The organism is Cryobacterium sp. LW097 (assembly GCF_002205495.2).
Classification (GTDB): Bacteria; Actinomycetota; Actinomycetes; order Actinomycetales; family Microbacteriaceae; genus Cryobacterium; species Cryobacterium zongtaii.
On record NZ_CP021992.1, the window covers coordinates 3,204,915 to 3,226,517 of the forward strand.

General features: G+C 68.3%; 23 protein-coding genes. 5 read left to right on the forward strand and 18 right to left on the reverse strand.

Going from position 1 to position 21,603, the window contains the following annotated elements; genetic code table 11:
• Positions 1 to 182: 182 nt before the first annotated feature.
• Both B7495_RS15085 and B7495_RS15090 read right to left on the reverse strand, forming a co-directional pair.
• Complete coding sequence (locus B7495_RS15085; protein ID WP_088457303.1) at positions 183 to 695, reverse strand: amino-acid N-acetyltransferase; 513 nt, start codon at positions 693 to 695, stop codon at positions 183 to 185.
• Positions 696 to 818: 123 nt separating this feature from the next.
• A complete protein-coding gene (locus B7495_RS15090; RefSeq protein WP_088457304.1) occupies positions 819 to 3,344 on the reverse strand; it encodes an ATP-dependent Clp protease ATP-binding subunit in 2,526 nt (841 codons plus the stop codon).
• A 306-nt stretch (positions 3,345 to 3,650) separates the two neighbouring features.
• Between B7495_RS15090 and B7495_RS15095 the strand changes: the two genes are divergently transcribed.
• The 4 genes from B7495_RS15095 to B7495_RS15110 all read left to right on the forward strand — a co-directional run bounded on the left by B7495_RS15095 (position 3,651) and on the right by B7495_RS15110 (position 7,150).
• Positions 3,651 to 4,298, forward strand: coding sequence for a hypothetical protein (locus B7495_RS15095; RefSeq protein ID WP_151199593.1), 648 nt, complete (start codon positions 3,651 to 3,653; stop codon positions 4,296 to 4,298).
• Positions 4,298 to 4,528, forward strand: coding sequence for a helix-turn-helix transcriptional regulator (locus B7495_RS15100; protein ID WP_088457306.1), 231 nt, complete (start codon positions 4,298 to 4,300; stop codon positions 4,526 to 4,528). The genes B7495_RS15095 and B7495_RS15100 overlap by 1 nt, the downstream gene beginning before the upstream one ends.
• Positions 4,529 to 4,639: 111 nt before the next feature.
• Complete coding sequence (locus tag B7495_RS15105) at positions 4,640 to 6,163, forward strand: hypothetical protein (RefSeq protein ID WP_088457307.1); 1,524 nt, start codon at positions 4,640 to 4,642, stop codon at positions 6,161 to 6,163.
• 9 nt (positions 6,164 to 6,172) lie between these two features.
• Positions 6,173 to 7,150: a pirin family protein gene (locus tag B7495_RS15110; RefSeq protein ID WP_088457308.1), complete on the forward strand. Its 978-nt coding sequence runs from the start codon at positions 6,173 to 6,175 to the stop codon at positions 7,148 to 7,150.
• A gap of 21 nt (positions 7,151 to 7,171) precedes the next feature.
• Here B7495_RS15110 and cls read toward each other — a convergent pair whose 3' ends face one another.
• The 16 genes from cls to tilS form a co-directional block, all read right to left on the reverse strand.
• Entirely contained in the window at positions 7,172 to 8,626 is a 1,455-nt protein-coding gene (gene cls, locus B7495_RS15115; protein ID WP_088458123.1) for a cardiolipin synthase, read from the reverse strand.
• Positions 8,627 to 8,637: 11 nt separating this feature from the next.
• Entirely contained in the window at positions 8,638 to 8,814 is a 177-nt protein-coding gene (locus tag B7495_RS19165) for a hypothetical protein (protein ID WP_165787932.1), read from the reverse strand.
• 42 nt (positions 8,815 to 8,856) lie between these two features.
• The gene (locus tag B7495_RS19170; RefSeq protein WP_165787931.1) at positions 8,857 to 9,009 is read right to left on the reverse strand and encodes a hypothetical protein; all 153 of its coding nucleotides are present in this window, start codon (positions 9,007 to 9,009) and stop codon (positions 8,857 to 8,859) included.
• Positions 9,010 to 9,014: 5 nt separating this feature from the next.
• Positions 9,015 to 10,556, reverse strand: a complete 1,542-nt coding sequence (gene lysS, locus B7495_RS15120; RefSeq protein ID WP_088457309.1) for a lysine--tRNA ligase — start codon at positions 10,554 to 10,556, stop codon at positions 9,015 to 9,017.
• Positions 10,557 to 10,612: 56 nt separating this feature from the next.
• Positions 10,613 to 11,488, reverse strand: coding sequence for a pantoate--beta-alanine ligase (gene panC / locus B7495_RS15125; RefSeq protein WP_370028177.1), 876 nt, complete (start codon positions 11,486 to 11,488; stop codon positions 10,613 to 10,615).
• Positions 11,489 to 11,490: 2 nt separating this feature from the next.
• Positions 11,491 to 12,279, reverse strand: a complete 789-nt coding sequence (locus B7495_RS15130) for a Rossmann-like and DUF2520 domain-containing protein (RefSeq protein ID WP_088457311.1) — start codon at positions 12,277 to 12,279, stop codon at positions 11,491 to 11,493.
• Positions 12,276 to 13,922, reverse strand: a complete 1,647-nt coding sequence (locus B7495_RS15135) for a PH domain-containing protein (protein ID WP_088457312.1) — start codon at positions 13,920 to 13,922, stop codon at positions 12,276 to 12,278. Before B7495_RS15135 ends, B7495_RS15130 begins: the two co-directional genes overlap by 4 nt.
• Positions 13,919 to 14,344: a PH domain-containing protein gene (locus B7495_RS15140; RefSeq protein WP_370028287.1), complete on the reverse strand. Its 426-nt coding sequence runs from the start codon at positions 14,342 to 14,344 to the stop codon at positions 13,919 to 13,921. Before B7495_RS15140 ends, B7495_RS15135 begins: the two co-directional genes overlap by 4 nt.
• A gap of 100 nt (positions 14,345 to 14,444) precedes the next feature.
• Complete coding sequence (locus B7495_RS15145) at positions 14,445 to 14,933, reverse strand: DUF3180 domain-containing protein (RefSeq protein ID WP_088457314.1); 489 nt, start codon at positions 14,931 to 14,933, stop codon at positions 14,445 to 14,447.
• Entirely contained in the window at positions 14,930 to 15,580 is a 651-nt protein-coding gene (folK, locus tag B7495_RS15150) for a 2-amino-4-hydroxy-6-hydroxymethyldihydropteridine diphosphokinase (RefSeq protein ID WP_088457315.1), read from the reverse strand. Before folK ends, B7495_RS15145 begins: the two co-directional genes overlap by 4 nt.
• Positions 15,577 to 15,972, reverse strand: a complete 396-nt coding sequence (folB, locus tag B7495_RS15155) for a dihydroneopterin aldolase (protein WP_088457316.1) — start codon at positions 15,970 to 15,972, stop codon at positions 15,577 to 15,579. Before folB ends, folK begins: the two co-directional genes overlap by 4 nt.
• Positions 15,969 to 16,775 (reverse strand): dihydropteroate synthase, encoded by an 807-nt coding sequence (gene folP / locus B7495_RS15160; protein WP_088457317.1) that lies wholly within the window; start codon positions 16,773 to 16,775, stop codon positions 15,969 to 15,971. Before folP ends, folB begins: the two co-directional genes overlap by 4 nt.
• On the reverse strand, positions 16,772 to 17,350 hold the full coding sequence (folE, locus tag B7495_RS15165) for a GTP cyclohydrolase I (protein WP_174776268.1): 579 nt from the start codon (positions 17,348 to 17,350) through the stop codon (positions 16,772 to 16,774). Before folE ends, folP begins: the two co-directional genes overlap by 4 nt.
• Positions 17,351 to 17,360: 10 nt before the next feature.
• Entirely contained in the window at positions 17,361 to 19,373 is a 2,013-nt protein-coding gene (gene ftsH / locus B7495_RS15170) for an ATP-dependent zinc metalloprotease FtsH (protein ID WP_088458124.1), read from the reverse strand.
• 84 nt (positions 19,374 to 19,457) lie between these two features.
• Positions 19,458 to 20,018, reverse strand: coding sequence for a hypoxanthine phosphoribosyltransferase (hpt, locus tag B7495_RS15175; protein ID WP_088457319.1), 561 nt, complete (start codon positions 20,016 to 20,018; stop codon positions 19,458 to 19,460).
• Between the two features lie 21 nt (positions 20,019 to 20,039).
• Positions 20,040 to 21,035 (reverse strand): tRNA lysidine(34) synthetase TilS, encoded by a 996-nt coding sequence (tilS, locus tag B7495_RS15180; protein WP_088457320.1) that lies wholly within the window; start codon positions 21,033 to 21,035, stop codon positions 20,040 to 20,042.
• Positions 21,036 to 21,080: 45 nt separating this feature from the next.
• On the opposite strand from tilS, the gene B7495_RS15185 reads away from it, so the two are divergent.
• Positions 21,081 to 21,572, forward strand: coding sequence for an inorganic diphosphatase (locus tag B7495_RS15185; protein WP_088457321.1), 492 nt, complete (start codon positions 21,081 to 21,083; stop codon positions 21,570 to 21,572).
• The last annotated feature ends 31 nt before the right edge of the window (positions 21,573 to 21,603 follow it).

Genomic DNA, 21,603 nt, shown 5'->3' on the forward strand with positions numbered 1-21,603 from the left:
CGAGCCGGTAGGCGCGCAACGAACCCCGCAGGGCGGGCGGCGCACAAACCGTGCGGGTCGGCCGGAGTGCTTCGGGGGGCAGCCTAACGACCGACTATGTCCGGCTGGTTACGGCGCAGACAACATGCTCAGATGAGCAGGGAAATGCCGACGGCGCCCACATCTGAGCGGGCCGGGGGGACTCAGGCCAGGCGCTTGAGCATTCGGGTGTTGCCGAGGGTGTTCGGCTTGACGCGGGCGAGGTCGAGGAACTCCGCGACGCCCTCGTCCGGGGAGCGCACCAGCTCGGCATAGATGGCGGGGTCCACGGTTTCGGTGCCCATGTCGACGAACCCGTGCCGGGTGAAGAAGTCCACCTCGAAGGTGAGGCAGAACAGGCGCGTCAGGCCCAGTTCCCGGGCGTCCGCCTCCAGTCGGCCGATGAGCGCGTGCCCGATACCGCGCCCGAGCCAGTCCTCCGACACGGCGAGAGTGCGCACCTCGCCGAGGTCCTCCCACATCACGTGCAGGGCGCCGCAGCCGACGAGGTTTCCCTCGAGGTCCTCGACCACCCGGAACTCCTGCACGGCCTCATAGAAGACGACGCGGTCCTTGCCGAGCAGGATGCGTTGCTGCACGAGAGGTTCGACGAGCGCCTGGATGCGCGGCACGTCGCGGGTCTGCGCCCGGCGCACGATGAACTCCTGGTGTGTCACGTCCGCCCGCTCCCCTGGCCGCCAGCCGCGACCGATTCTGTTGTGTCGGAAGGTCAAGTCTAGGGGCGGACGACAAACGGCCCGGCGGATGTCCGCCGGGCCGTTCGTGTGGAGCTGTTGTGCCTATTCGCTGGTGATGGCCAGATCGGGCGTGCCCGGTCCGGTTCCGACAGCCGCGGCGGTATTGATGCCCACCGAGACGGCCTCGTTGCGGTTCGTCGTGGTGAACACGTACTCCCCGTCGACGAAGTCCACGTGCACGTGGTCGCCGGCGTTCAGTTCGCCGTGCAGGATCTTCTCGCTCAGGCGGTCCTCCACCTCACGCTGGATCGCGCGACGCAGCGGCCGGGCGCCCAGGGCGGGGTCGAAGCCGACCTCGATGAGATGCTCCTTCACCGCGAGGGTGAGGTCGATGGTCATGTCGCGGTCGAGCAGCCGGTCGCCCAGGCGCTTGATGAACAGGTCCACGATCTGCAGCAGTTCGGGCTTGGACAGCTGCGGGAAGACGATGATCTCGTCGACGCGGTTGAGGAACTCGGGCTTGAAGTGCTTCTTCAGTTCCTCGTTCACCTTTCCGCGCATCCGGTCGTAGCTGGTGGCCGTGTCGCCCTCGAGCTGGAAACCGACGGGCGAGCCGCTGATGTCCCTGGTGCCGAGGTTGGTGGTCATGATGATGACGGTGTTCTTGAAGTCGATCACGCGACCCTGGCCATCCGTCAACCGGCCCTCTTCCAGAATCTGGAGGAGCGAGTTGAAGATGTCGGGGTGAGCCTTCTCGATCTCGTCGAACAGCACAACGGAGAAGGGCTTCCGGCGCACCTTCTCGGTGAGCTGGCCACCCTCTTCGAAGCCGACGAACCCGGGAGGAGCACCGAACAGGCGCGAGACCGTGTGCTTCTCGCCGTACTCGCTCATGTCGAGCGAGATCATGGCGGCCTCGTCGTCGAAGAGGAACTCCGCGAGCGCCTTGGCCAGCTCGGTCTTGCCGACACCGGTGGGGCCGGCGAAGATGAACGAACCGCTCGGACGCTTCGGGTCCTTGAGTCCCGCACGGGTGCGACGGATGGTCTTGGCGAGTGCCGAGATGGCCTCTTCCTGACCGATGACCCGCTGGTGCAGTGCCTTCTCCATGAAGACCAGCCGCGAGGACTCTTCTTCAGTGAGCTTGAAGACGGGGATGCCGGTGGCCTGGGCCAGGACCTCGGCGATCAGGCCCTCGTCGACGACCGCGGTGGTCTTGACGTCGCCGGATTTCCACTTCTTCTCCAGACGCAGACGCTCGCCGAGGAGGTTCTTCTCCTCGTCGCGCAGGCCCGCGGCCTTCTCGAAGTCCTGGTCCTCGATCGCGGTTTCCTTGGCGGCACGCACCACGGCGATCTTCTCATCGAATTCGCGCAGCTCCGGCGGGCTGGACAGGATCGACAGGCGCAGGCGTGCGCCGGCCTCGTCGATCAGGTCGATGGCCTTGTCCGGCAGGAAGCGGTCGGAGACGTACCGGTCGGCGAGGTTCGCCGCGGCCACGAGGGCGCCGTCGGTGATGGACACCTTGTGGTGCGCCTCGTACCGGTCGCGCAGCCCCTTGAGGATGTTGATGGTGTGCGGCAGCGACGGCTCGTTCACCTGGATGGGCTGGAAGCGGCGCTCGAGCGCGGCATCCTTCTCGAAGTGCTTGCGGTATTCATCCAGCGTGGTGGCGCCGATGGTCTGCAGTTCACCGCGGGCCAGCAGGGGCTTGAGGATCGACGCCGCGTCGATGGCGCCTTCGGCGGCACCGGCTCCGACGAGGGTGTGGATCTCGTCGATGAACACGATGATGTCGCCGCGGGTGCGGATCTCCTTGGTGACCTTCTTCAGGCGTTCCTCGAAGTCACCGCGGTAGCGGCTGCCGGCGATGAGCGAGCCGAGGTCGAGCGAGTAGAGCTGCTTGTCCTTCAGCGTCTCGGGCACATCGCCCTTGACGATCGCCTGGGCGAGGCCCTCGACGACGGCGGTCTTGCCGACGCCGGGTTCACCGATGAGCACGGGGTTGTTCTTGGAGCGGCGGGAGAGGATCTGCATGACCCGCTCGATCTCCTTCTCGCGCCCGATGACGGGGTCGAGTTTGTTGTCGCGCGCCGCCTGGGTGAGGTTGCGCCCGAACTGGTCGAGAATCTGGCTGCCCGCGGGGTTGGCCGCGGTCTCGTTCGCACCCACCTGCACCTGCTCCTTCCCCTGGTAGCCGGAAAGGAGCTGGATGACCTGCTGGCGCACCCGGTTGAGGTCGGCGCCGAGCTTGACCAGCACCTGGGCGGCCACGCCCTCGCCCTCGCGGATGAGCCCGAGCAGGATGTGCTCGGTTCCGATGTAGTTATGGCCGAGCTGCAACGCTTCGCGCAGGCTCAGCTCGAGGACCTTCTTGGCGCGCGGCGTGAACGGAATGTGCCCGGTCGGCTGCTGCTGACCCTGGCCGATGATGTCCTGCACCTGTTCGCGCACGGCATCCAGCGAGATGCCGAGGCTCTCCAGGGCCTTGGCGGCCACGCCTTCACCCTCGTGGATGAGCCCGAGCAGAATGTGCTCGGTTCCGATGTAGTTGTGGTTGAGCATCTTGGCCTCTTCCTGGGCCAGGACGACGACACGACGAGCTCGGTCGGTAAATCTCTCAAACATATGAACACTCCCTTGGCGCCAGGGCGGTTATGGCACCGATACAAAGAGAGTAACCAGCGGATGCCCGGATGCGTGCCTCTGTTCGCCATGGGCGTGACACATGTGACTCCCGCGCTCGCCTCCGTCTCCTGCAGCGCCGGCGGTTCCGCGGCATTTTCCCCGACCTGCCCCCGTTCGGACGAGTTGCGCCGGCGCACCGGAGCAGGTGGACCGCAGCGGGCAGCTCGACTGAGGCCCTTGCTCAGCACAACGACAAACGATATGGTCATGATCGGTATTCATATCGATAATCGTTAGGAGCATCTCGTGATGAAAACAGCCCAGGCCGAGAGGGCGCAACGCACGTCCCGGCTGGAACACCGGCTCGGCAGGGTTCTCACCTGGCTGGTACTGATCGGGGCCGTGCTCTCGGGGCTTCTGGCGACCGGCATCGGCGCCGTCACCCTGGTCCGGCAGCTCCTCACCGAAAGGTTCGTCGTCACACTCTTCGCGGATGCTCCCCTGCCGTCGGCAGCGTCAACCGGCACCGCGCAGATCCACGGCGGCAGTTTCGACACGGCCGAGGTCACCGTCACCGGGCTCAGCGCACTGCCCAGGTTTCTGCTCACCCTGGAGGGCTCCACCGCGTTGGCCACGGCGCTGCTGGTCTCGGCGACGGTCTTCTATTTCTGCTGGAGCGTACTGCGCCGCCGCCCGTTCAACCGTCCGGTCTTCTGGCTGGTCGCCCTGGTCGGCTACGCACTGCTGCTGGGCACCGTGCTGGGGCAGGGCTTCGGCGGGCTGGGCCGCATGATCGCCGCGGGCGAGCTGAACGGCGACGCCCCTGACGGCTTCTGGCCACAGGCCACCCTCGTCGACCTCGCACCCGCCGGCACCGGACTCGTGCTCCTCGTCGCCGCCGCCGCCATTTCCCTCGGCCAGCGTCTGCAACGCGAGACCGACGGACTCGTCTAGTGGCGCCCGCCGCCGACGACGAGGCCACGGGCATCCACTGCCGGCTCGACGCGCTGCTCATCGAGCGCGGGATGACACTCACCAGGCTCAGCGAGCTTGTCGGAGTCAGCGTGGTCAACCTGTCGGTCCTCAAGAACGACCGGGCCAGGGCCATCCGGTATTCGACCCTGGCCGCGGTCTGCGCCGCCCTGGACTGCGAGGTCGGCGACCTGCTCGTGCGCGCCGACTGAGCCAGGCCAGCAGCGTGAGGCCCTTGCGAGGGCACCGGACTGCGCAAATACTGTGAGCACTCAGGCTCCACGATTTTGCGACCTGCACCCGCAGGCGAAAGGCGGCGGCACATGGACGGCTCCTCGAACCTCGCCAAACCGGCTCGCACGAACGGCCGCGCCGACCCCGCCGCCGAGATCGCCCGGCTCTCCGCCGAGAACGCTCGGCTGCGCGGACAGCTCGGCCCGGCCGCCGAACACCGAGCGTCCGCCAGGTGGCGGGCGTTTTTTGCGGCGCTGCTGATCACGATCGGGGTGCTCCTGGCCCCGGTGAGCGTGGTGGCCTATTGGACCAAGGGCTACATCAATGACACCGACAGGTTCGTCGCCTCGCTCGCCCCGCTCGCGGACGACCCCGCGGTGCAGGCGTACCTGGTTGACGAGATCGTCGCGGTGGTCAACGAGAACGTCGACATCAACACCATCACCAGCGATCTCTTCACCGGGCTGGAGAGCCTCGACCTGCCGCAGGCCGCCAAAGACGCCCTGGCGCTGCTCGAGACACCCGCCGCGCAGGGGGTCCAGCAGCTGATCGAGTCCGCAGCCACCAATATCGTCGCCTCGGATGCCTTCGCCGAGCTGTGGGAACAGGCGCTGCGCACCAGCCAGACCCAGGTCATCGCGGCGCTGGAGGGTGATACCTCCACGGCGCTGGTGATCAGCGACACCGGCGAACTCGGCATCCAGCTCGGGCCGATCATCGCAGAAGTGAAGAAGGAACTGGTCGACCGGGGCTTCTCGTTGGCGACGAACATCCCCGAGGTCGATCGCACCATCGTGGTGGCCCAGTCTGACTCGTTGGTGCAGGCGCGCACCGGGTATCAGCTGCTGAACGTGCTCGGTTTCGTCCTGCCGCTGGTGAGCCTAGGCCTGATCGTCCTCGGCGTGCTGGTGGCCAAACGACGCTCCCGCACCATGATCTGGGCCGGACTCACCCTGGCCCTGGCCATGGCCGTGCTCGCCGCCGGGATCGCGGTGGGGCGGATCCTCTTCATCAGCGCGCTGTCGCCCACGTACCTCCCCAACAACGTGGCCCAGGCGCTGTATGACGCCGTGGTGCCGTTCATCAACACCACGGCCCTGTCGGTAGGGCTCGTCGGCTTCACCGTGGCCGTGGTGGCGTACCTGGCCGGGCCGTTCCGTGGGTCGACGATCGTGCGGCGGGCCACCATCGGCACCAGCGCCCGGCTCCGGGCGGCGGCGGCGAACGCCGGGGTCACGACGGGCAGCTTCGGGGACTTCCTCTATCACTACCGGCGCCTGGCCCACGTGCTGATCGGGCTTGCTGCAGCCGCGGTCGCGATCTTCTGGCGCCCGCTTGCTGTACCGGTGATCATGTGGACGGTGGTCCTGGCGCTGATTGCCGTTCTGCTCGTCGAGTTGCTGCAGCGGCCGCCGGTCGCGCCCGGGATTCCAACGGTCCCCGGGACGAGGCCGGACACGCCCCCGGGGCCGCAGGAACCGACGGCCGCGGCCGGCACCGAACCGGTCAACCCCACCCTCCCGTTGCCGCCGGCAGACCCCGACGATCTGCGCGGGCAGACCGGCCCGACCGAGCCCCTCGAACCGCTACGCACCCCGGCACGCCCGGAATAAGCTCACAGTGTGAGCAACCTCGAAACCGAACCGGTCGAACTCGTCTGTGACCCCAGCACGACCACCGAGGTGGATATTGTCATCCTGCAGCCCCGGGATGTTCCCCTGGGCGGTCTGCGGGCGATGGGCGTGCGTCGCACTCTCCCCCAGCGCGCGAGAAGCCTGATCGGCGCCTGGTGCTTCGTCGATCACTACGGCCCGGACGACGTGTCGGTCACCGGCGGGATGGTGGTGCCGCCGCATCCGCACACCGGGTTGCAGACGGCGAGCTGGCTGTTCGCCGGCGAGGTCGAGCACCGTGACAGCGTCGGCAGCCTCGCCCTGGTCCGGCCGGGCGAGCTGAACCTGATGACCGCGGGTTCCGGTATCAGCCACTCCGAGGTGTCCACACCAGACACCACGGCGCTGCACGGGGTGCAGCTGTGGATCGCCCTGCCCGAGCTCACCCGACACCAGGCGCCGCACTTCGAGAACCACGTCATCACACCGGTGACGCGCGGCGCGGTCACCCTGCACGTGTTCCTGGGCACCCTGGCCGGACAGACCGCCGCCGCCACCGGGGACACCCCGCTGGTCGGCGCTCAGATCGACCTGCCGGCCGGGTCGTCGATCGACCTCGACGTCGACCGGTCTTTCGAACACGGGGTGCTCGTCGACGTCGGCACCGTCAGTGTCGGCGGCGCACCAGTGCACCGGAACGAACTGGGCTTCATCGACAGCGGACGTCCGGTCATCCGCCTGGAGAACACCGGCGACAGCCCGACCCGGGTGCTACTGCTGGGCGGTGAGCCGCTCGGCGAGCAGATCGTGATGTGGTGGAATTTCATCGGCCGCAGCCACGAGGAGATCACCGCCTGGCGGGACCAGTGGCAGGCGGAGGTGATCGACGGCTCGGATGCCGCCGGCCGGTTCGGCCACGTCGCGTACCATGGTGCTCCGCTGCCTGCGCCGATGCTGCCCACCGTGCGGCTCAAACCCCGCCGCTGAACCGCGGTTCGCCGGCCGCGGCTACTGCACGGCGGAGGTCAGCCTGGCCAGGTTGTCGAGGATCGTCGAGCGCAACGGCTGCTTCATCCACTCTTCGAGGGTGAGCTCCCGACTGTCTGCCCGGTAGCCGTCCTCCACCGCCCGCAGCGCCTGCACGAATGACGCCCCACGCACCATCAGGGACACCTCGAAGTTGAGGCTGAACGAACGCATGTCCATGTTGCTCGAGCCGATCACGGCGACGTCGTCGTCGATGGTGAAGTGCTTGGCGTGCAGAACGTACGGCGCTTTGTACATGTAGATCTTCACGCCCGCCTGCAGCAGTTCCTCGTAGTAGGAACGTTGTGCGTGGTAAACGAGAGCCTGGTCGCCAATCTCGGAGACGAAAAGTTCCACGTGCAGGCCGCGCTGCACGGCTGTCGTGATCGCGTACATGATCGACTCGTCCGGCACGAAGTACGGGCTGGTGATCACGATGCGTTCCTGCGCGTAGTACAGCAGCGCGAGGAACAGGCGCAGGTTGTTCTCGCCCTCGAAGCCGGGTCCGCTGGGCACGACCTGGCAGTCGATGGCATCCGAGATGTCCTCGGGGTGCACGGGCTCGATGTCGCGGGTGAGCAGCTCGTTGGTCTCGCTGTACCAGTCGGTGATGAAGATCGCGTTCAGGCCCGAGACGATGGGGCCTTCGAGCCGCACCATCAGGTCTTTCCATTTGAGGCCGCGGCGGATGTTGCTCTTCATGTTGTAGGTGCGGTCGATCACGTTCTGCGAGCCCATGAACCCGACCCGGCCGTCGACGATGACGAGTTTGCGGTGGTTGCGCAGGTCGGGCCGCTGCCACTGGCCCTTGAACGGCTGCAGCGGCAGCATCAGCTGCCACTGCACCCCGGATTCGGTGAGCCGTTTCTTGGTTTGTTTGAAGCCCGGCTTCCGCATCGACTGGATGTGGTCCATCAGCACCCGCACCGTCACGCCGCGCTTGACGGCGTTCTCCAAAGCGTCGAAGAACGGCGTCGTGGTGGGGTCGAGGGAGAGGATGTAAAACTCGACATGCACGTACTTCCGGGCCTTGTCGATATCGGCGACCATCGCGGCGAAGGTCTCCTCATAGTTGCCGTGCAGCCGCGCCCGGTTGTCGCCGACGAGCGGCATCGCGCCGAGATTGCGGTTGAGCGCGACCACGGATTCGAGCCAACCCGGCCACGGGTGGTCGCGTTGCACGCGTTCCATGCCGGCGGTGCTGTCGAGGATGAACTGGTTGATCTCGGCCTGCATTTCCACCCGACGCTTGGGCAGGGTGCGATAGCCGATCAGCAGGAAGAGCAGGAAACCGAGGTAGGGGATCAGGAAGATCGCCAGCAGCCACGCCATGCCGGAGGTGGGCCTGCGGTTGCGGGGTACGACGATGATCGCGATCACCCGGATGGCGAAGTCAACAAGGAATGCCACCACGAGAAGGATGGTGGAAAGGTCAATACCGAACACGGTTAGGCGGCCGGTTTGTCAAGGCCGAGTCTGGCCCGCTCCTCGGCTTCGACCCGCGCGTAGGCGTTTCGTTCGGTGCGGTCTGAACGGATGATGGCGCGCACGATGATCCAAAAGAGCACCCCGACCAAAACCGTGGGCGCGAGCGAGTACAAAGCGTTGGCCCAGAAACTATCCATAGTCCCTTCAGCCTACGCGATCTGGACGCGCCCGCCGCCGGGCTACTTGGTGAGGATGCCGAAGATCCCGGAACCGAGCAGGTACAGGCCGACGCCACCCACCACGATCCAGATCATGATCCGGTTGGTCGACGGGCCCTTCTTCTTGCCGTCGTCATCCGGCTTCAGCTGGTCCTTGGGCAGAAAAGTCATCATGCGGGTTACTTTACCAACGGGAACAGAATGGTCTCCCGGATACCGAGGCCGGTCAGGGCCATCAGCAACCTGTCGATGCCCATTCCCATGCCACCGGTGGGTGGCATGCCGTGCTCCAGGGCCCGAAGGAATTCTTCGTCCAGACGCATCGCCTCCGGGTCGCCGCCGGCGGCGAGCCGGGCCTGCTCCATGAAGCGTTCGCGCTGCACGACGGGGTCGACGAGCTCGGAGTAGCCGGTGGCCAGTTCGAAGCCGCGGATGTAGAGGTCCCACTTCTCCACGACGCCGTCGATCGAGCGGTGTCCGCGCACCAGCGGGCTGGTGTCCACCGGGAAGTCGAGCACGAAGGTGGGCCGGATCAGGCCGCCCTTGACGAAGTGCTCCCACAGCTCTTCGACGTACTTGCCGTGGATGGGGTGGTCGACCTCGACGCCTTCGGCGGCGGCCAGGGCCTGCAGCTCGGCCAGCGGGGTGGCCGGGCTGATGGTGCGTCCCACGGCGGCGGAGAGGCTGTCGTACATGCTGATGCGGTCCCACTGGTCGCCCAGGTCGTACTCGGTGCCGTCGGCCCAGGTGACCACGTGCGAGCCGCCGGTGATGGCTGCAGCAGCATCCTGGATCAGGGTCTGGGTGAGCTCGGCGATCGAGGTGTAGTCGCCGTAGGCCTCGTAGGCCTCGAGCATCGCGAATTCGGGCGAGTGGGTGGAGTCGGCGCCCTCGTTGCGGAAGTTGCGGTTGATCTCGTAGACCCTGTCGATGCCGCCGACGACGGCGCGTTTGAGGAACAGCTCCGGTGCGATGCGCAGGAACAGTTCGGTGTCGAACGCGTTGCTGTGGGTGCAGAACGGCCGGGCCGAGGCGCCGCCGTGCAGGGTCTGCAGCATCGGCGTTTCGATCTCGAGGAAGCCGCGCGCGGTGAAGGTGGCGCGCAGGCTCGCGACGGCCTGGGAGCGCTGCACCACGGTGCGGCGGGCCTGCTCACGGGCGATGAGGTCGAGGTAGCGGCTGCGCACCCGGGTCTCTTCGCTGAGTTCGGAGTGCAGGTTCGGCAGCGGCAGCAGTGCCTTGGCGGCGATCTGCCACTCGGTGACCATGACCGACAGTTCGCCGCGGCGGGAGGAGATGACCTCACCGGCGACAAAGACGTGGTCGCCGAGGTCGACGAGGTCCTTCCAGGCGGCCAACGATTCGTCGCCGACGGCGGCGAGCGACACCATGGCCTGGATGCGGCTGCCGTCGCCGGCCTGCAGGCTCGCGAAACAGAGCTTGCCGGTGTTGCGCAGATGCACCACCCGACCGGCCAGGCCCACGGTCTCGCCGGTGGCGGCGTCCGCTTCGAGCTCGCCGTACCGGGCGCGCACGGCGGGGATGGTGTGGGTGACGGGCACCGACACCGGGTAGGCGCCGCCGGCCGGGCTGGACGCGGCCGCGTTCAGGCGGTCACGCTTGGCCAGACGCACGGCCTTCTGCTCGGTCAGTTCGGCCGCGGCCTGTGCGTCATCGTTGCTGGGCGTGTTGCCGGGCACGGCGTCGGGGGTGGTGCTCATGCGGTTCTCCGTCGGTGGGCGTACACGGGCCAGGCCCGGCACCCCGTTGAAAGCGGTTAGGGGATGTCCAGTGAAATGTTGTCGATCAACCGGGTGCTGCCGACCACCGCGGCGACCAGCATCCTGGCCTGGCCGCGGTAGTCGTCGTCGACCGGCAGGAAGGTGTGCGGGTGCACGACAACCAGATAGTCCAGTTTAACCAGAGGCGCGGCCCCGATCACCGCGTGGGCGGCAACTATCGCGACGGGAACCCCGGAGTGGGCCGCGGCCGCGGCCGCGGTCAGGCCCACGAACAGCGACCTGGCCGCGGTGCGGGCGGGCTCGTCGAGGTTGCGGTTGCGGCTCGAGCGGGCCAGGCCGTTGTCTTCCCGCACCGTGGGAACGACCTCGATGCGCACCCGCAGATTGAGGTCGGCGACCATCCTCTCCACCAGGAAAACCTGCTGGGCGTCCTTCTGACCGAAGACGGCGATGTCGGGTTCGACGATGTTCAACAGCTTCGCGACGACGGTGAGCATGCCGTCGAAGTGGCCGGGCCGGGCGGCACCCTCGTAGAGACCGCCGACCGCGCCTGCGGTCAGTCGGGTCGACGAGGCGCCGTCCGGGTACATCTCCTGGGCGTGCGGGGCGAAGACGAATGCGGCGCCCTCCTCCGCCAGCGCCGCCACGTCGGCGTCGAGGGTGCGCGGGTAGGTGTCAAGGTCTTCGTTCACCCCGAACTGCAGCGGGTTGACGAAGACCGACACGACCACGATGTCGCCGACGGCTACGGCACGCCGCACGAGCTCCCGGTGCCCGGCGTGCAGGGCGCCCATGGTGGGAACGAGCACGACGTGGGCATCGCCGCCCCTGGCCGCGGCGTTCTGTTTGGCGAGGCAGAGGCTATTACGCAGCTCGTCTATCGTGTCGATGACTTCTGGCTTGGTGAGCACGGTCACTGGTCCTCCGGGTCGAACGGGTGGGGCGGGTGGGGCGGGTATGGCGGGTCGAGCAGGTGGGTGGTGTCGCCCAGATCAGCGAGGTCGTCGAGCGGATGCCTGGCGCCGGTGCGGGTGAGGGCGTTCTCGATGGCCGAGCGCACCAGCGGCGCGATCACGGCTCCCGGCGCCTCGATGCCGATCTCGCTGAGCAGCCGGGTGGATTGGTCGACGATCGAGCTGGAGAACGCCGTGGCGGTCTCGATGGCCTCGGAGTAGACCTCCCGGTCGCCCTCGGCCACGATCACCGGTTCGCCGCCCATCTCCACTACCAGGGCCTGCGCGATCGGCAGCACGGGGGCTGGGGCGGTCACGGCAAAGTAGCTGTCGGCCAGGCGGCTGATGTCCAGGCTGGTGCCCGTGAACGCCATCGCCGGGTGGATGGCCAGCGGGATCGCGCCGGCCCGCTGGGCGGGCAGCAGCACGTTGGTGCCGTAGCGTGCGGAGGTGTGCAGAACGAGCTGGCCGGGCTGCCAGGTTCCCGTGGCCGCGAGGCCGGTCACGAGGCTGTCGAGCTGGTCGTCCGGCACCGCGATGATCACCAGTTCGCTGCGCTCCACCACCTCGGGCACGGTGAGCACGGGAACGCCCGGCAGGATCGCTTCCGCGCGGTCGCGGCTGGCCTGCGAGATCGCGGAGATCCCGATCAGGGCGTGCCCGGCTCCGGCGAGAGCGGCGGCGAGGATGGGTCCGACATGGCCGGCGCCGATGACGCCGATCCCCAGACGGCCCGGTCGCACCGTCACGAGGTCACCTCCGCGGCGGCGGCGGGACCGACCGGGCTGGCGGGTCGCGGGGTCGGCGCTGGGTCCTGGTCGATGCGACTCCAGTGGTGGCTGGTGTCTGACTCCGCGGACGCGACGGCACCGGCGGTGACGGTCTCCAGCAGGCGCACGGCCTCCCCCACGTCGAGCACGCCGAGGGTCGCGGTCACCGGTCCGGTCACGGTGTGCAGCCTGGCGGTGGCCAGTCGAAGACGGCGTCGGACGGGTCCCTGGTTGATGCCGACGCTTTGCAGACGGGCCAGGGGCACCAGAACGAGTTCCCTGGACAGCACGCCGCGGCGGAGCAGGACGGCGCCGGCGGATACCGCGTAGCCGGTGCGGCGCCAGGAGAACGGTCGCAGCCAGGCCGCCCGGCGGGGCGCGTTGCGGAAGCCGTCGTCGCCGCCGCGGGAGATGAGGCCGTGCTGGATCAGGATCCGCTGCTCGTCGAGCGCGAACCCGGGCAGGATCAGCTCGAGGACCTTCGCCACGTCGGTCAGCGACCCGACAGGCAGCACCGTGGTCGCCGCCTGTCCGGCTGCGCCGTCGTTGGTGGAGTGGCCGGCCTTGTTGATGCTGATCTGCCACCACCCGAAGGGCCGCCAGGCCAGCGGCTGGGTCACGCCGATGGCGTGGATGCGTCCGGGCGGCAGGGTCTCGTTGCTCGTGGTGAGCAGCCCGAAGCCCACCCGCACGCCGTCCCTGGTACCGGCGATGCTGTACCGCAGCGATTTGGTGAACCTGGAGACGTAGTATCCGATGCTCGCGATGAGGCCGGGGAAGATCGCGATCAGCAACCACTCGCTGCCGCCGACGATGACGCTCACGATGAGAGCGACGATGGCCACGGCGACGAAGACCGTGAAGCCGCTGAACACTATCGAGCCGATCAGCCGCAGCACCGGGATCCGGACGACCGACTCCGGCGGGGCGGCGTCAGGGTCCAGTTCGGGTGCGAGGAATTCGCCCACCCGGCTGGTGGCGTAGTCGTTCAGGGCCTGGCGGCGGCCGGCGTGCGCGGCGGTCGCCGTGTCGGCGGGGATCTGTGCGGGGTCGCCGGCCGGCAGCGGCGCCTCTGGCACGCTCTCGCCCGCGACGGGCCGGGGCTGGCGTGCACCGGAGGCCAGCTGCAGGATGTCGCGGCGCAGCCCGTCGGCCAGCGCAGAGCCGAGATAGGCGAGCTGCACGTTTGCGTCCTGACCGGCCACGCTCACCTCGAGCTTGGCCGCACCGAACAGCCTCGGGATGAGGGGGCGCACGATGTTAACGCCCTGGATGCGGTCCAGGCGCGCCTGCCGGTGGCTGCGGAACAGGATGCCGCTGCGGACCTCGACGGATTCGTCGCTGACCCTGAAGGTGTGCATCCGCCAGGACAGGGTGAACGCGATGAGGATGACGATGAGGATCGCGGCGGCGATGAGCAGCGCCCAGCCCACGGCGCCGCGCTCGTAGATCTCATCGAGGGGGTCGCCGGATTGCCGTGGGATCCCGAAGACCACGTCGACGAAGCGCTCGCGCAGGTTGGCGATGACGAAGCCGAGCAGGGCGAAGACGAAGATGCCGCCGCGCAGCACCGGGCTCGCTGGATGCAGGCGGTGCCAGTCCCCGTCGGCGAGGGAGGTCACAGCCCGGCCCGCCTGCTCTCGGCCAGTTCCACCAGGCGGTCGCGGAGGGCATCCGCGTCGGCCTCGGCGAGGCCGGGGATCGCGACGCCGGAGGACGCGGCGGCCGTGACGAACTTGAGGTCGGCGAGGCCGAGCAGGCGCGCGACCGGGCCGCGGGTGATGTCGACCAGTTGCATGCGGCCGTAAGGCACCGACACGAACCGCTGGTACATGATGCCGCGCCGAAAGAGCAGGTCGTCGGCGCGCAGCTGGTACCCGATCGAGCGCACCCGGCGGGGCTCGAATGCCAGCGAGACCATGGTGATCAGCGCGATCAAGCCGCCCACCCAGGCGGCCCAGACCTGGTCAAGCAGCAGCCAGAGGGCCCCGGCGGCGGCGCACACTATGAGCAGGAAGATGACGGTCCCCACGATTTCGACCATGACGTACTTCGGCGACACGCGCTTCCATTCGCCCGCCTCCGGCAGGTCGAGGCGGGCACCGACGGGCGCCACGGCCTCGATGGGATCGCTGCCGGGGTAGTCAGGCACGGGCTGCTCCGCCATCGTTCGGTCCCCCATTGTCGTGATCGTGGTCGTCCGGCGGCAGTGTGCAGAAATGCTCCGCTACGAGACCGCCCGCGAGGAGGAGCACGGCGCCGAGCGCCATCCCGATTGCGAGCCACAACGATGTTACCGCCGGTACCACCGACCGGGTGAGGATGAAAGCCACGATGCCGAGGCCCACGCCGAGCAGGAGCGCACTGGACAGGCTGGATGCCTTGGCGAGCAGGGCGATCCGCATTGCCAGGAACGGGTCGACGCGTTTTGTCGCCCGACCTCTGGTGGCCTGGCGGATGGGCCAGGCCAGGCAGACGAGGATCACGGCGATCAGGATCAGGGCCAGGGGCAGGGTGAACGGCGGAACTATGATCGGCGCGCTCCAGGCCGTCGCCGCCAGTTCGACCAGGAACCCGACGACGAGCCCGGCCAGGCCCAGCGCGATCAGCGGGGTGGGGTGGGTGCGCTTCATCGGCGATCGTCCTCGTCCTCGGGGAGGTCTCCGGTGGGGTCGTCCGGGGTGCCCGGTCGCGGTCGGCCCGGTGTCTTGTGCAGGGTCTCGGTGTGGGCGACCTCGGTATGCGCGGGGTCGGTGCTCGCGGTCACCGGATGCGCCCTGGCGGTGCGTGCGGTGACGGCCAGGAGTTCGCGCACCCGGCCCCGGCCGGGCAGCTCGGCGTCGGGGTCGATGTCGAGCCAGGGAGCCAGCACGAAGTCACGTTCCGCCGCGCGCGGGTGCGGGAGGGTGAGCCTGTCGTCGTCGATGCGGAGGTCGCCCAGGCAGATCAGGTCGATGTCCAGGGTGCGGTCGCCCCAGCGTTCCTCCCGGACCCGGCCGTGGTCGTTTTCGATGGCGTTGACGGCGTCGAGCAGGGCGTGCGGTTCGCCCGTCCAGAGCACGCTCACCACAAGGTTGAGGTAGCCGGGTGCGGTGAGGTCCACCCCGTCGGGCTTCACGGCGTCGGAGGCGTACACCGGGGAGATCGCGGTGAGTTGCGCGCCCGGCAGTTCGGCGACGGCGCGCACGGCGGCGGCCAGGGTGCCCTCGCGGTCACCGAGGTTACTGCCCAGTGCGAGCACGGCGGTGCGCGCCGGAGCGGCGGCTGCGGCGTCGGTCATGCGCGGCTCCCTTCGGTTTGCGTGCGTTCGATTCGCGTGCGTTCGATCTGCACCGACACATCCTCGAAGGGGATCTCGATGGGAGCCTGCGGCTTGTGCACTGTCACCTGCACGCGTTCGGCGGCGTCGTGCGCGAGCACCACGTCGGCGATGCGCTCGGCGAGGGTCTCGATGAGATCGACGGGGTCGCGGCGCACGGCGTCGGCGACCTCCTCGGCGAGTTCGCCGTAGTGGATGGTGCGGGTCAGGTCGTCACCGGACGCCGCCGCACGGAAATCCAGCCAGACCGTCACGTCGATGACGAACTCCTGGCCGTTCTCGCGTTCGAAGTCGAAGACACCGTGGTGCGCGGTGATCCGCAGCCCGGTGAGGGTGATCGAGTCGGTGCTCATGACCCTATTCTGGCCGAATCGACCCGGGCGAGCACGTTGAGGGCGGCCCGGGTGCCCGCCACGTCGTGCACCCGAACGGCCCAGGCGCCCGCCTGGGCGGCGAGCACGCTGAGCACGGCGGTCGGCAGATCCCGGTCGATGATGGTGGCGTCTTCCGGCAGCACGCCGGCCAGGAATCGTTTGCGGGAGGCACCGACCATGACGGGTAGGCCGAGCGGAGCGAAGGCGTCGAGCCTGGCGAACACCCGCCAGTTCTGCTCGGCGTCCTTGCTGAAGCCGAGTCCGGGGTCCACGACGATCTGGCTGCGCGCCACCCCGGCAGCCTCGAGCACGGCGACTCGTGCGGTCAATTCGGCGACCACGGTGGCGACCACGTCGTCGTACTCAGCGAGGGTGTCCATGGTGCGGGCGTGGCCGCGCCAGTGCATCGCGATGTATGTGAGGCCGGTGCGGGCGACCACCGCCGCCATACCGGGGTCGGCCAGGCCGCCGGACACGTCGTTGATGATGTCGACCCCGGCGTCGGCGGCCCGTTCGGCGGTCTCGGAGTTGAGAGTATCGACACTGGTCATGATGCCCAGCCGGCGCAGCTCGGTGATCACGGGCAGTACCCGGTCCTGCTCGACCTGGGGCGACACCCGGTCGGCGCCGGGCCGGGTGGATTCCCCGCCGACGTCGATGAGGTCGGCTCCCGAGGAGTGCAGGTCCACGGCGTGCCGCACGGCAGCGTCGGTACTCGCCCACCGGCCACCGTCGCTGAACGAGTCGGGAGTGACGTTGAGCACACCCATCACCAGGGTCACCGCACGACCTGCGTCCCGCCGATGAGGGCGATGATCTCCGAGCGAGCAACGGGCAAGGCCAGGTCGCCACGGCTGGCCATGGTCACGGTGGAGCTGTGGGTCTGGCGAGGGCCCCTGGTGGTCACGCAACCGTGGCTGGCATCGAGGACCACCAGGATCCCGCGCGGCGCCAGCCCGGTCTCGAGGGTGTCGGCGATCTCTTCGGTGAGCCGTTCCTGCAGTTGGGGCCTGGCGGCAAGGGTCGTCACGACGCTGGCCAGTTTGCCCAGTCCCACGATGCGCTCACCGGGCAGGTAGGCCAGGTGGGCGGTGCCGAGGAACGGCAGCAGGTGGTGTTCGCAGACGGAACGGAACTCGATGTCACGCAGCAGCACCAGTTCACCGGTCCGGTCTCCGACCGGCACGGTGTCTCTCAGGTGGTCGAGCGGGTCCTGGCCGAGACCGGCGAAGAACTCGGCGTAGGCCGACGCCACCCGCTCCGGGGTCGACGCCAGGCCGGCCCGGCCGGGATCCTCACCGATGGCGGCGAGGATCTCGGCGACGGCCGCTTCGATGCGTGGCTGGTCGACTCCCACGGGGGCCGGTCTACGCGGTTGCGGGGCGCGGTTTGAGTGCGGGGGCGCGCTTGGGCTTGTCCGCATCGGCGCCGCCGCTGGTGACGCCACCGTCGACCGCCGCACCGTCGATGGGCGCCTTCGGCGTCGGCATCGCGATGGGGGGCAGGTCGGAAACCGGGCGCTTGTCGCTGGAGAGCCACTGCGGGCGCGGCGGCAGCTTCTGCACGTCGGCGAAGATCTCCACCAGCGCGGTCTGGTCGAGAGTCTCGTGTTCGAGCAGCTTCGCGGCCAGGTCGTCGAGGATCGCCCGGTTGGCGTTGATGACCGTGTAGGCCTCGTCGTGCGCGTTCTCGAGCAGCTGGCGCACCTCGGTGTCCACCCGCTCCGCAAGCCGCTCCGAGTAGTCGCGCTGGTGGCCCATGTCGCGGCCGAACATCATCTCACCGGAGGCCGAACCGAGCTTGAGCGGTCCGACATCACTACTCATGCCGAACTCGGTGACCATCTTGCGAGCCGTGGCGGTGGCCTTCTCGATGTCGTTCGAGGCGCCGGTGGTGGGGTCGTGGAAAATGATCTCCTCGGCGACCCGGCCGCCCATGGCGTAGGCGAGCTGGTCGAGAAGCTCGTTGCGAGACACCGAGTAGCGGTCCTCGAGCGGCATCACCATGGTGTACCCCAGGGCGCGGCCGCGGGGCAGGATGGTGATCTTGGTCACGGGGTCGGTGTTGCGCATGGCCGTGGCAACGAGAGCGTGCCCGCCCTCGTGGTACGCGGTGATGAGCTTCTCCTGGTCGCGCATCACGCGGGTGCGGCGCTGCGGACCGGCCATGACCCTGTCGACGGCTTCGTCGAGGGCGCGGTTGTCGATCAGCTGGGCGTTGGAACGCGCGGTCAGCAGTGCGGCCTCGTTGAGCACGTTCGCCAGGTCGGCGCCGGTGAAGCCCGGCGTCTTGCGGGCGAGCACCTCGAGGTCGACGCCGGCGGCCATCGGCTTGCCCTTGGAGTGCACCTCCAGGATGCGCTTGCGGCCGAGCATGTCGGGGGCGTCGACGCCGATCTGACGGTCGAAACGTCCCGGACGCAGGAGCGCCGGGTCGAGGATGTCGGGCCGGTTGGTGGCCGCAATGAGGATCACGTTGGTCTTGACGTCGAAGCCATCCATCTCCACCAGGAGCTGGTTGAGGGTCTGCTCGCGCTCGTCGTGGCCGCCGCCCATGCCGGCGCCGCGGTGGCGCCCGACGGCGTCGATCTCGTCGACGAAGATGATCGCCGGGGAGTTCTCCTTGGCCTGCTGGAACAGGTCGCGCACCCGGCTGGCACCGACACCGACGAACATCTCGACGAAGTCGGAACCGGAGATCGAGTAGAACGGAACGCCTGCCTCGCCGGCGACGGCGCGGGCCAGAAGGGTCTTTCCGGTTCCGGGAGGACCGTACAGCAGCACGCCCTTCGGGATCCGGGCGCCGACGGCCTGGAACTTGGCCGGTTCCTTGAGGAAGTCCTTGATTTCTTGCAGCTCTTCGATGGCTTCGTCCGCGCCGGCGACGTCGGTGAAGAAGACCTGCGGGGTCTCCTTGGAGACGAGTTTGGCCTTCGACTTGCCGAACTGCATGACCTTGTTGCCGCCGCCCTGCATGCCGGACAGCATCAGCCAGAAGAACGCACCGATCAGCAGGACCGGCAGGAGGATGCCCAGCAGCGACAGGAACCAGCTGGCCTGGGGAACCTCGTCAGTGAAGCCGTCCTTCGGGTCGGCGTCGGTGACGGCGGCGACGACCTCTTCGCCGCGGGGGGCCACGTAGTAGAACTGCACCTGCTCGCCGTAGGTCGAATCGGCCTTGCTGAGGGTGAGGTCGACGCGCTGATCGCCGTCGACGATCTTCGCCTCAGACACCTTCCCGTCCTTCAGGAAATCCAGGCCCTGCTGGGTGGAAATCTCGCGGAAGCCAGACATGGTCAGGAGGCTCGACCCCACCCAGACGGCGATGACAGCCAGGATGATGTAGAGGAGCGGCCCGCGCAGAAGTTTCTTGACGTTCATGGTGGTCACAGGCTACCGCTCTCGTACTGGGGGAACACCGAGTGTTCGCCCAAAGGTGAACTGGAGGACGTGGTGCAGCGGAGCCTACTCGCCGGTCGAATACACGTGTGGAGCTAGCACCCCGACGCTGCGCAGGTTGCGGTACTTCTCGGCGTAGTCCAGACCGTAGCCGACAACGAACTGGTTGGGGATGTCGAAGCCCAGGTACTTGACGTCGATCTCGACGCGGGCCGCGTCGGGCTTCCGGAGCAGGGCGCAGATCTCGAGCGAGGCCGGCCCGCGGGACTTGAGGTTCGCCATCAGCCAGGACAGGGTGAGGCCGGAGTCGATGATGTCCTCGACAATGAGGACGTGGCGGCCGTGCAGGTCGGTGTCGAGGTCCTTCAGGATCCGCACGACACCGCTGGACTGGGTGCCTGACCCGTAGGAGCTGACGGCCATCCAGTCCATCGTGACGGGGTGCACGAGTTCGCGGGCCAGGTCGGCCATGACCATGACCGCGCCCTTGAGCACGCCCACCAGGAGCAGGTCCTTGCCGGCGTAGTCCGCTTCGATCTGCCGCGACATCTCGGCCAGGCGAGCGCGAATCTCGGTCTCTTCGATCAGGATTTCGGTGAGGTCGCCGTCAATGTCACGAGGTTCCATGGGAGTGGAAGAGTCCTTTGTTTAGGTGGGTCGAGGAGCAGAAAACACGAGCGTTCCCCCCAGACGTTCCACTCTAACGCCTGGCAGGTCGAGCGCATTCTGCCCGTGCCAGTCGGTGACGAGCCTGGCGACGGCCAAGGTGTGGCTGCGTTCCCAGGCAACCCCGAACTCCCGCGCCACCACGTGGCGGATCATCCGCTGGCGGAGGGCCGCCGGGTGCACGGCCAGCGCGGCGACGGACACCCCGATGCCGGCTTCGGCCGGTTCGCAGATCTCCTCGACGAGGTCCCGCACCAGGGCGTCGAGGGCGTCGGCATCCTCACGCAGCGTCTCGGCGGTACGGGCGAGCGCCTCGGCGATGCCCGGCCCGAGCTCGGCCTCGAGCACCGGCAGCACCCGTTGGCGCACCCGCACCCTGGCGTAGCGAGGGTCGGCGTTCTGCGGGTCGGACCAGGCCGGCAGGCCCGCATCCAGGCAGGCCTGCCGGGTCACGACGCGGCGGATGCCCAGCAGCGGCCGCCGGTACGGCCCGCTGATCGACGCCATGCCCTGCAGGCTCGTCGCCCCCGAGCCGCGTGCCAGGCCTAGCAGCACGGTCTCGGCCTGGTCGTCGAGGGTGTGGCCGAGCAGCACCGCGATCGCGCCCGTGCCGGCCAGCGCCTGCTCGAACGCGGCGTACCGCGCGGTCCGCGCGGCGGCTTCGGGGCCGTCGCCGGCGTCTGGCGTCACCGTCACCGGCACGATCAGCACCGGATCCAGGCCGAGAGCCTGAGCCTGTCCGGCCGCGACGGCGGCGGTGTCGGCCGAGCCGGCCTGCAGGCCGTGGTCGACGATGACGGCGCCGGCAGTGAGCCCGGCCCGGGGCGCCTCGAACGCCGTCGCCGCGGCCAGGGCCAGCGAATCCGCTCCCCCGCTCAGCCCCACCAGGACCAGGCCGGCCTCCGGCAGCAGCTCGCGCACGGCACGGCGCAGGTCGGCGATGGCCGGCGACAGTCGCGGGCGGCGGGTGGACTCCATCCAGTAACGTTATCCGCAGACTTCGAATAAGGGAGATATCAGGCCATGGCCGAATACGACGCAGTCATTGAAATCCCACGCGGTAGCCGCAACAAGTATGAGGTGGACCACGAAACCGGTCGGGTCTACCTCGACAGAGTGTTGTACACGAGCTTCGTGTACCCCACCGACTACGGGTTCTTCGAGAACACCCTGGGCCTGGACGGCGACCCCGTCGACGTTCTGGTGCTGCTCGACTTCCCGTTGTTCCCCGGCGTCGGCGTGTCCGTACGCCCCGTCGGCGTGTTCAACATGACCGATGACGGCGGCTCAGACGCCAAGGTCATCGCGGTTCCGGCCGGCGACCCGCGCTGGGACTACATCCAGGACGTCACCGACATCCCGGAGTACACCCGCAAGGAGATCGAGCACTTCTTCGAGCACTACAAGGACCTTGAGCCGAACAAGTGGGTCAAGACCGAGGGCTGGGGCGACGCCGCCGAGGCCGACCAGATTGTGCGCGACGGCCTGAAGAAGCTCGTCGACGAAGGTCACTGACCCACAGCGACGCGCTGAACCGACAGAAGCC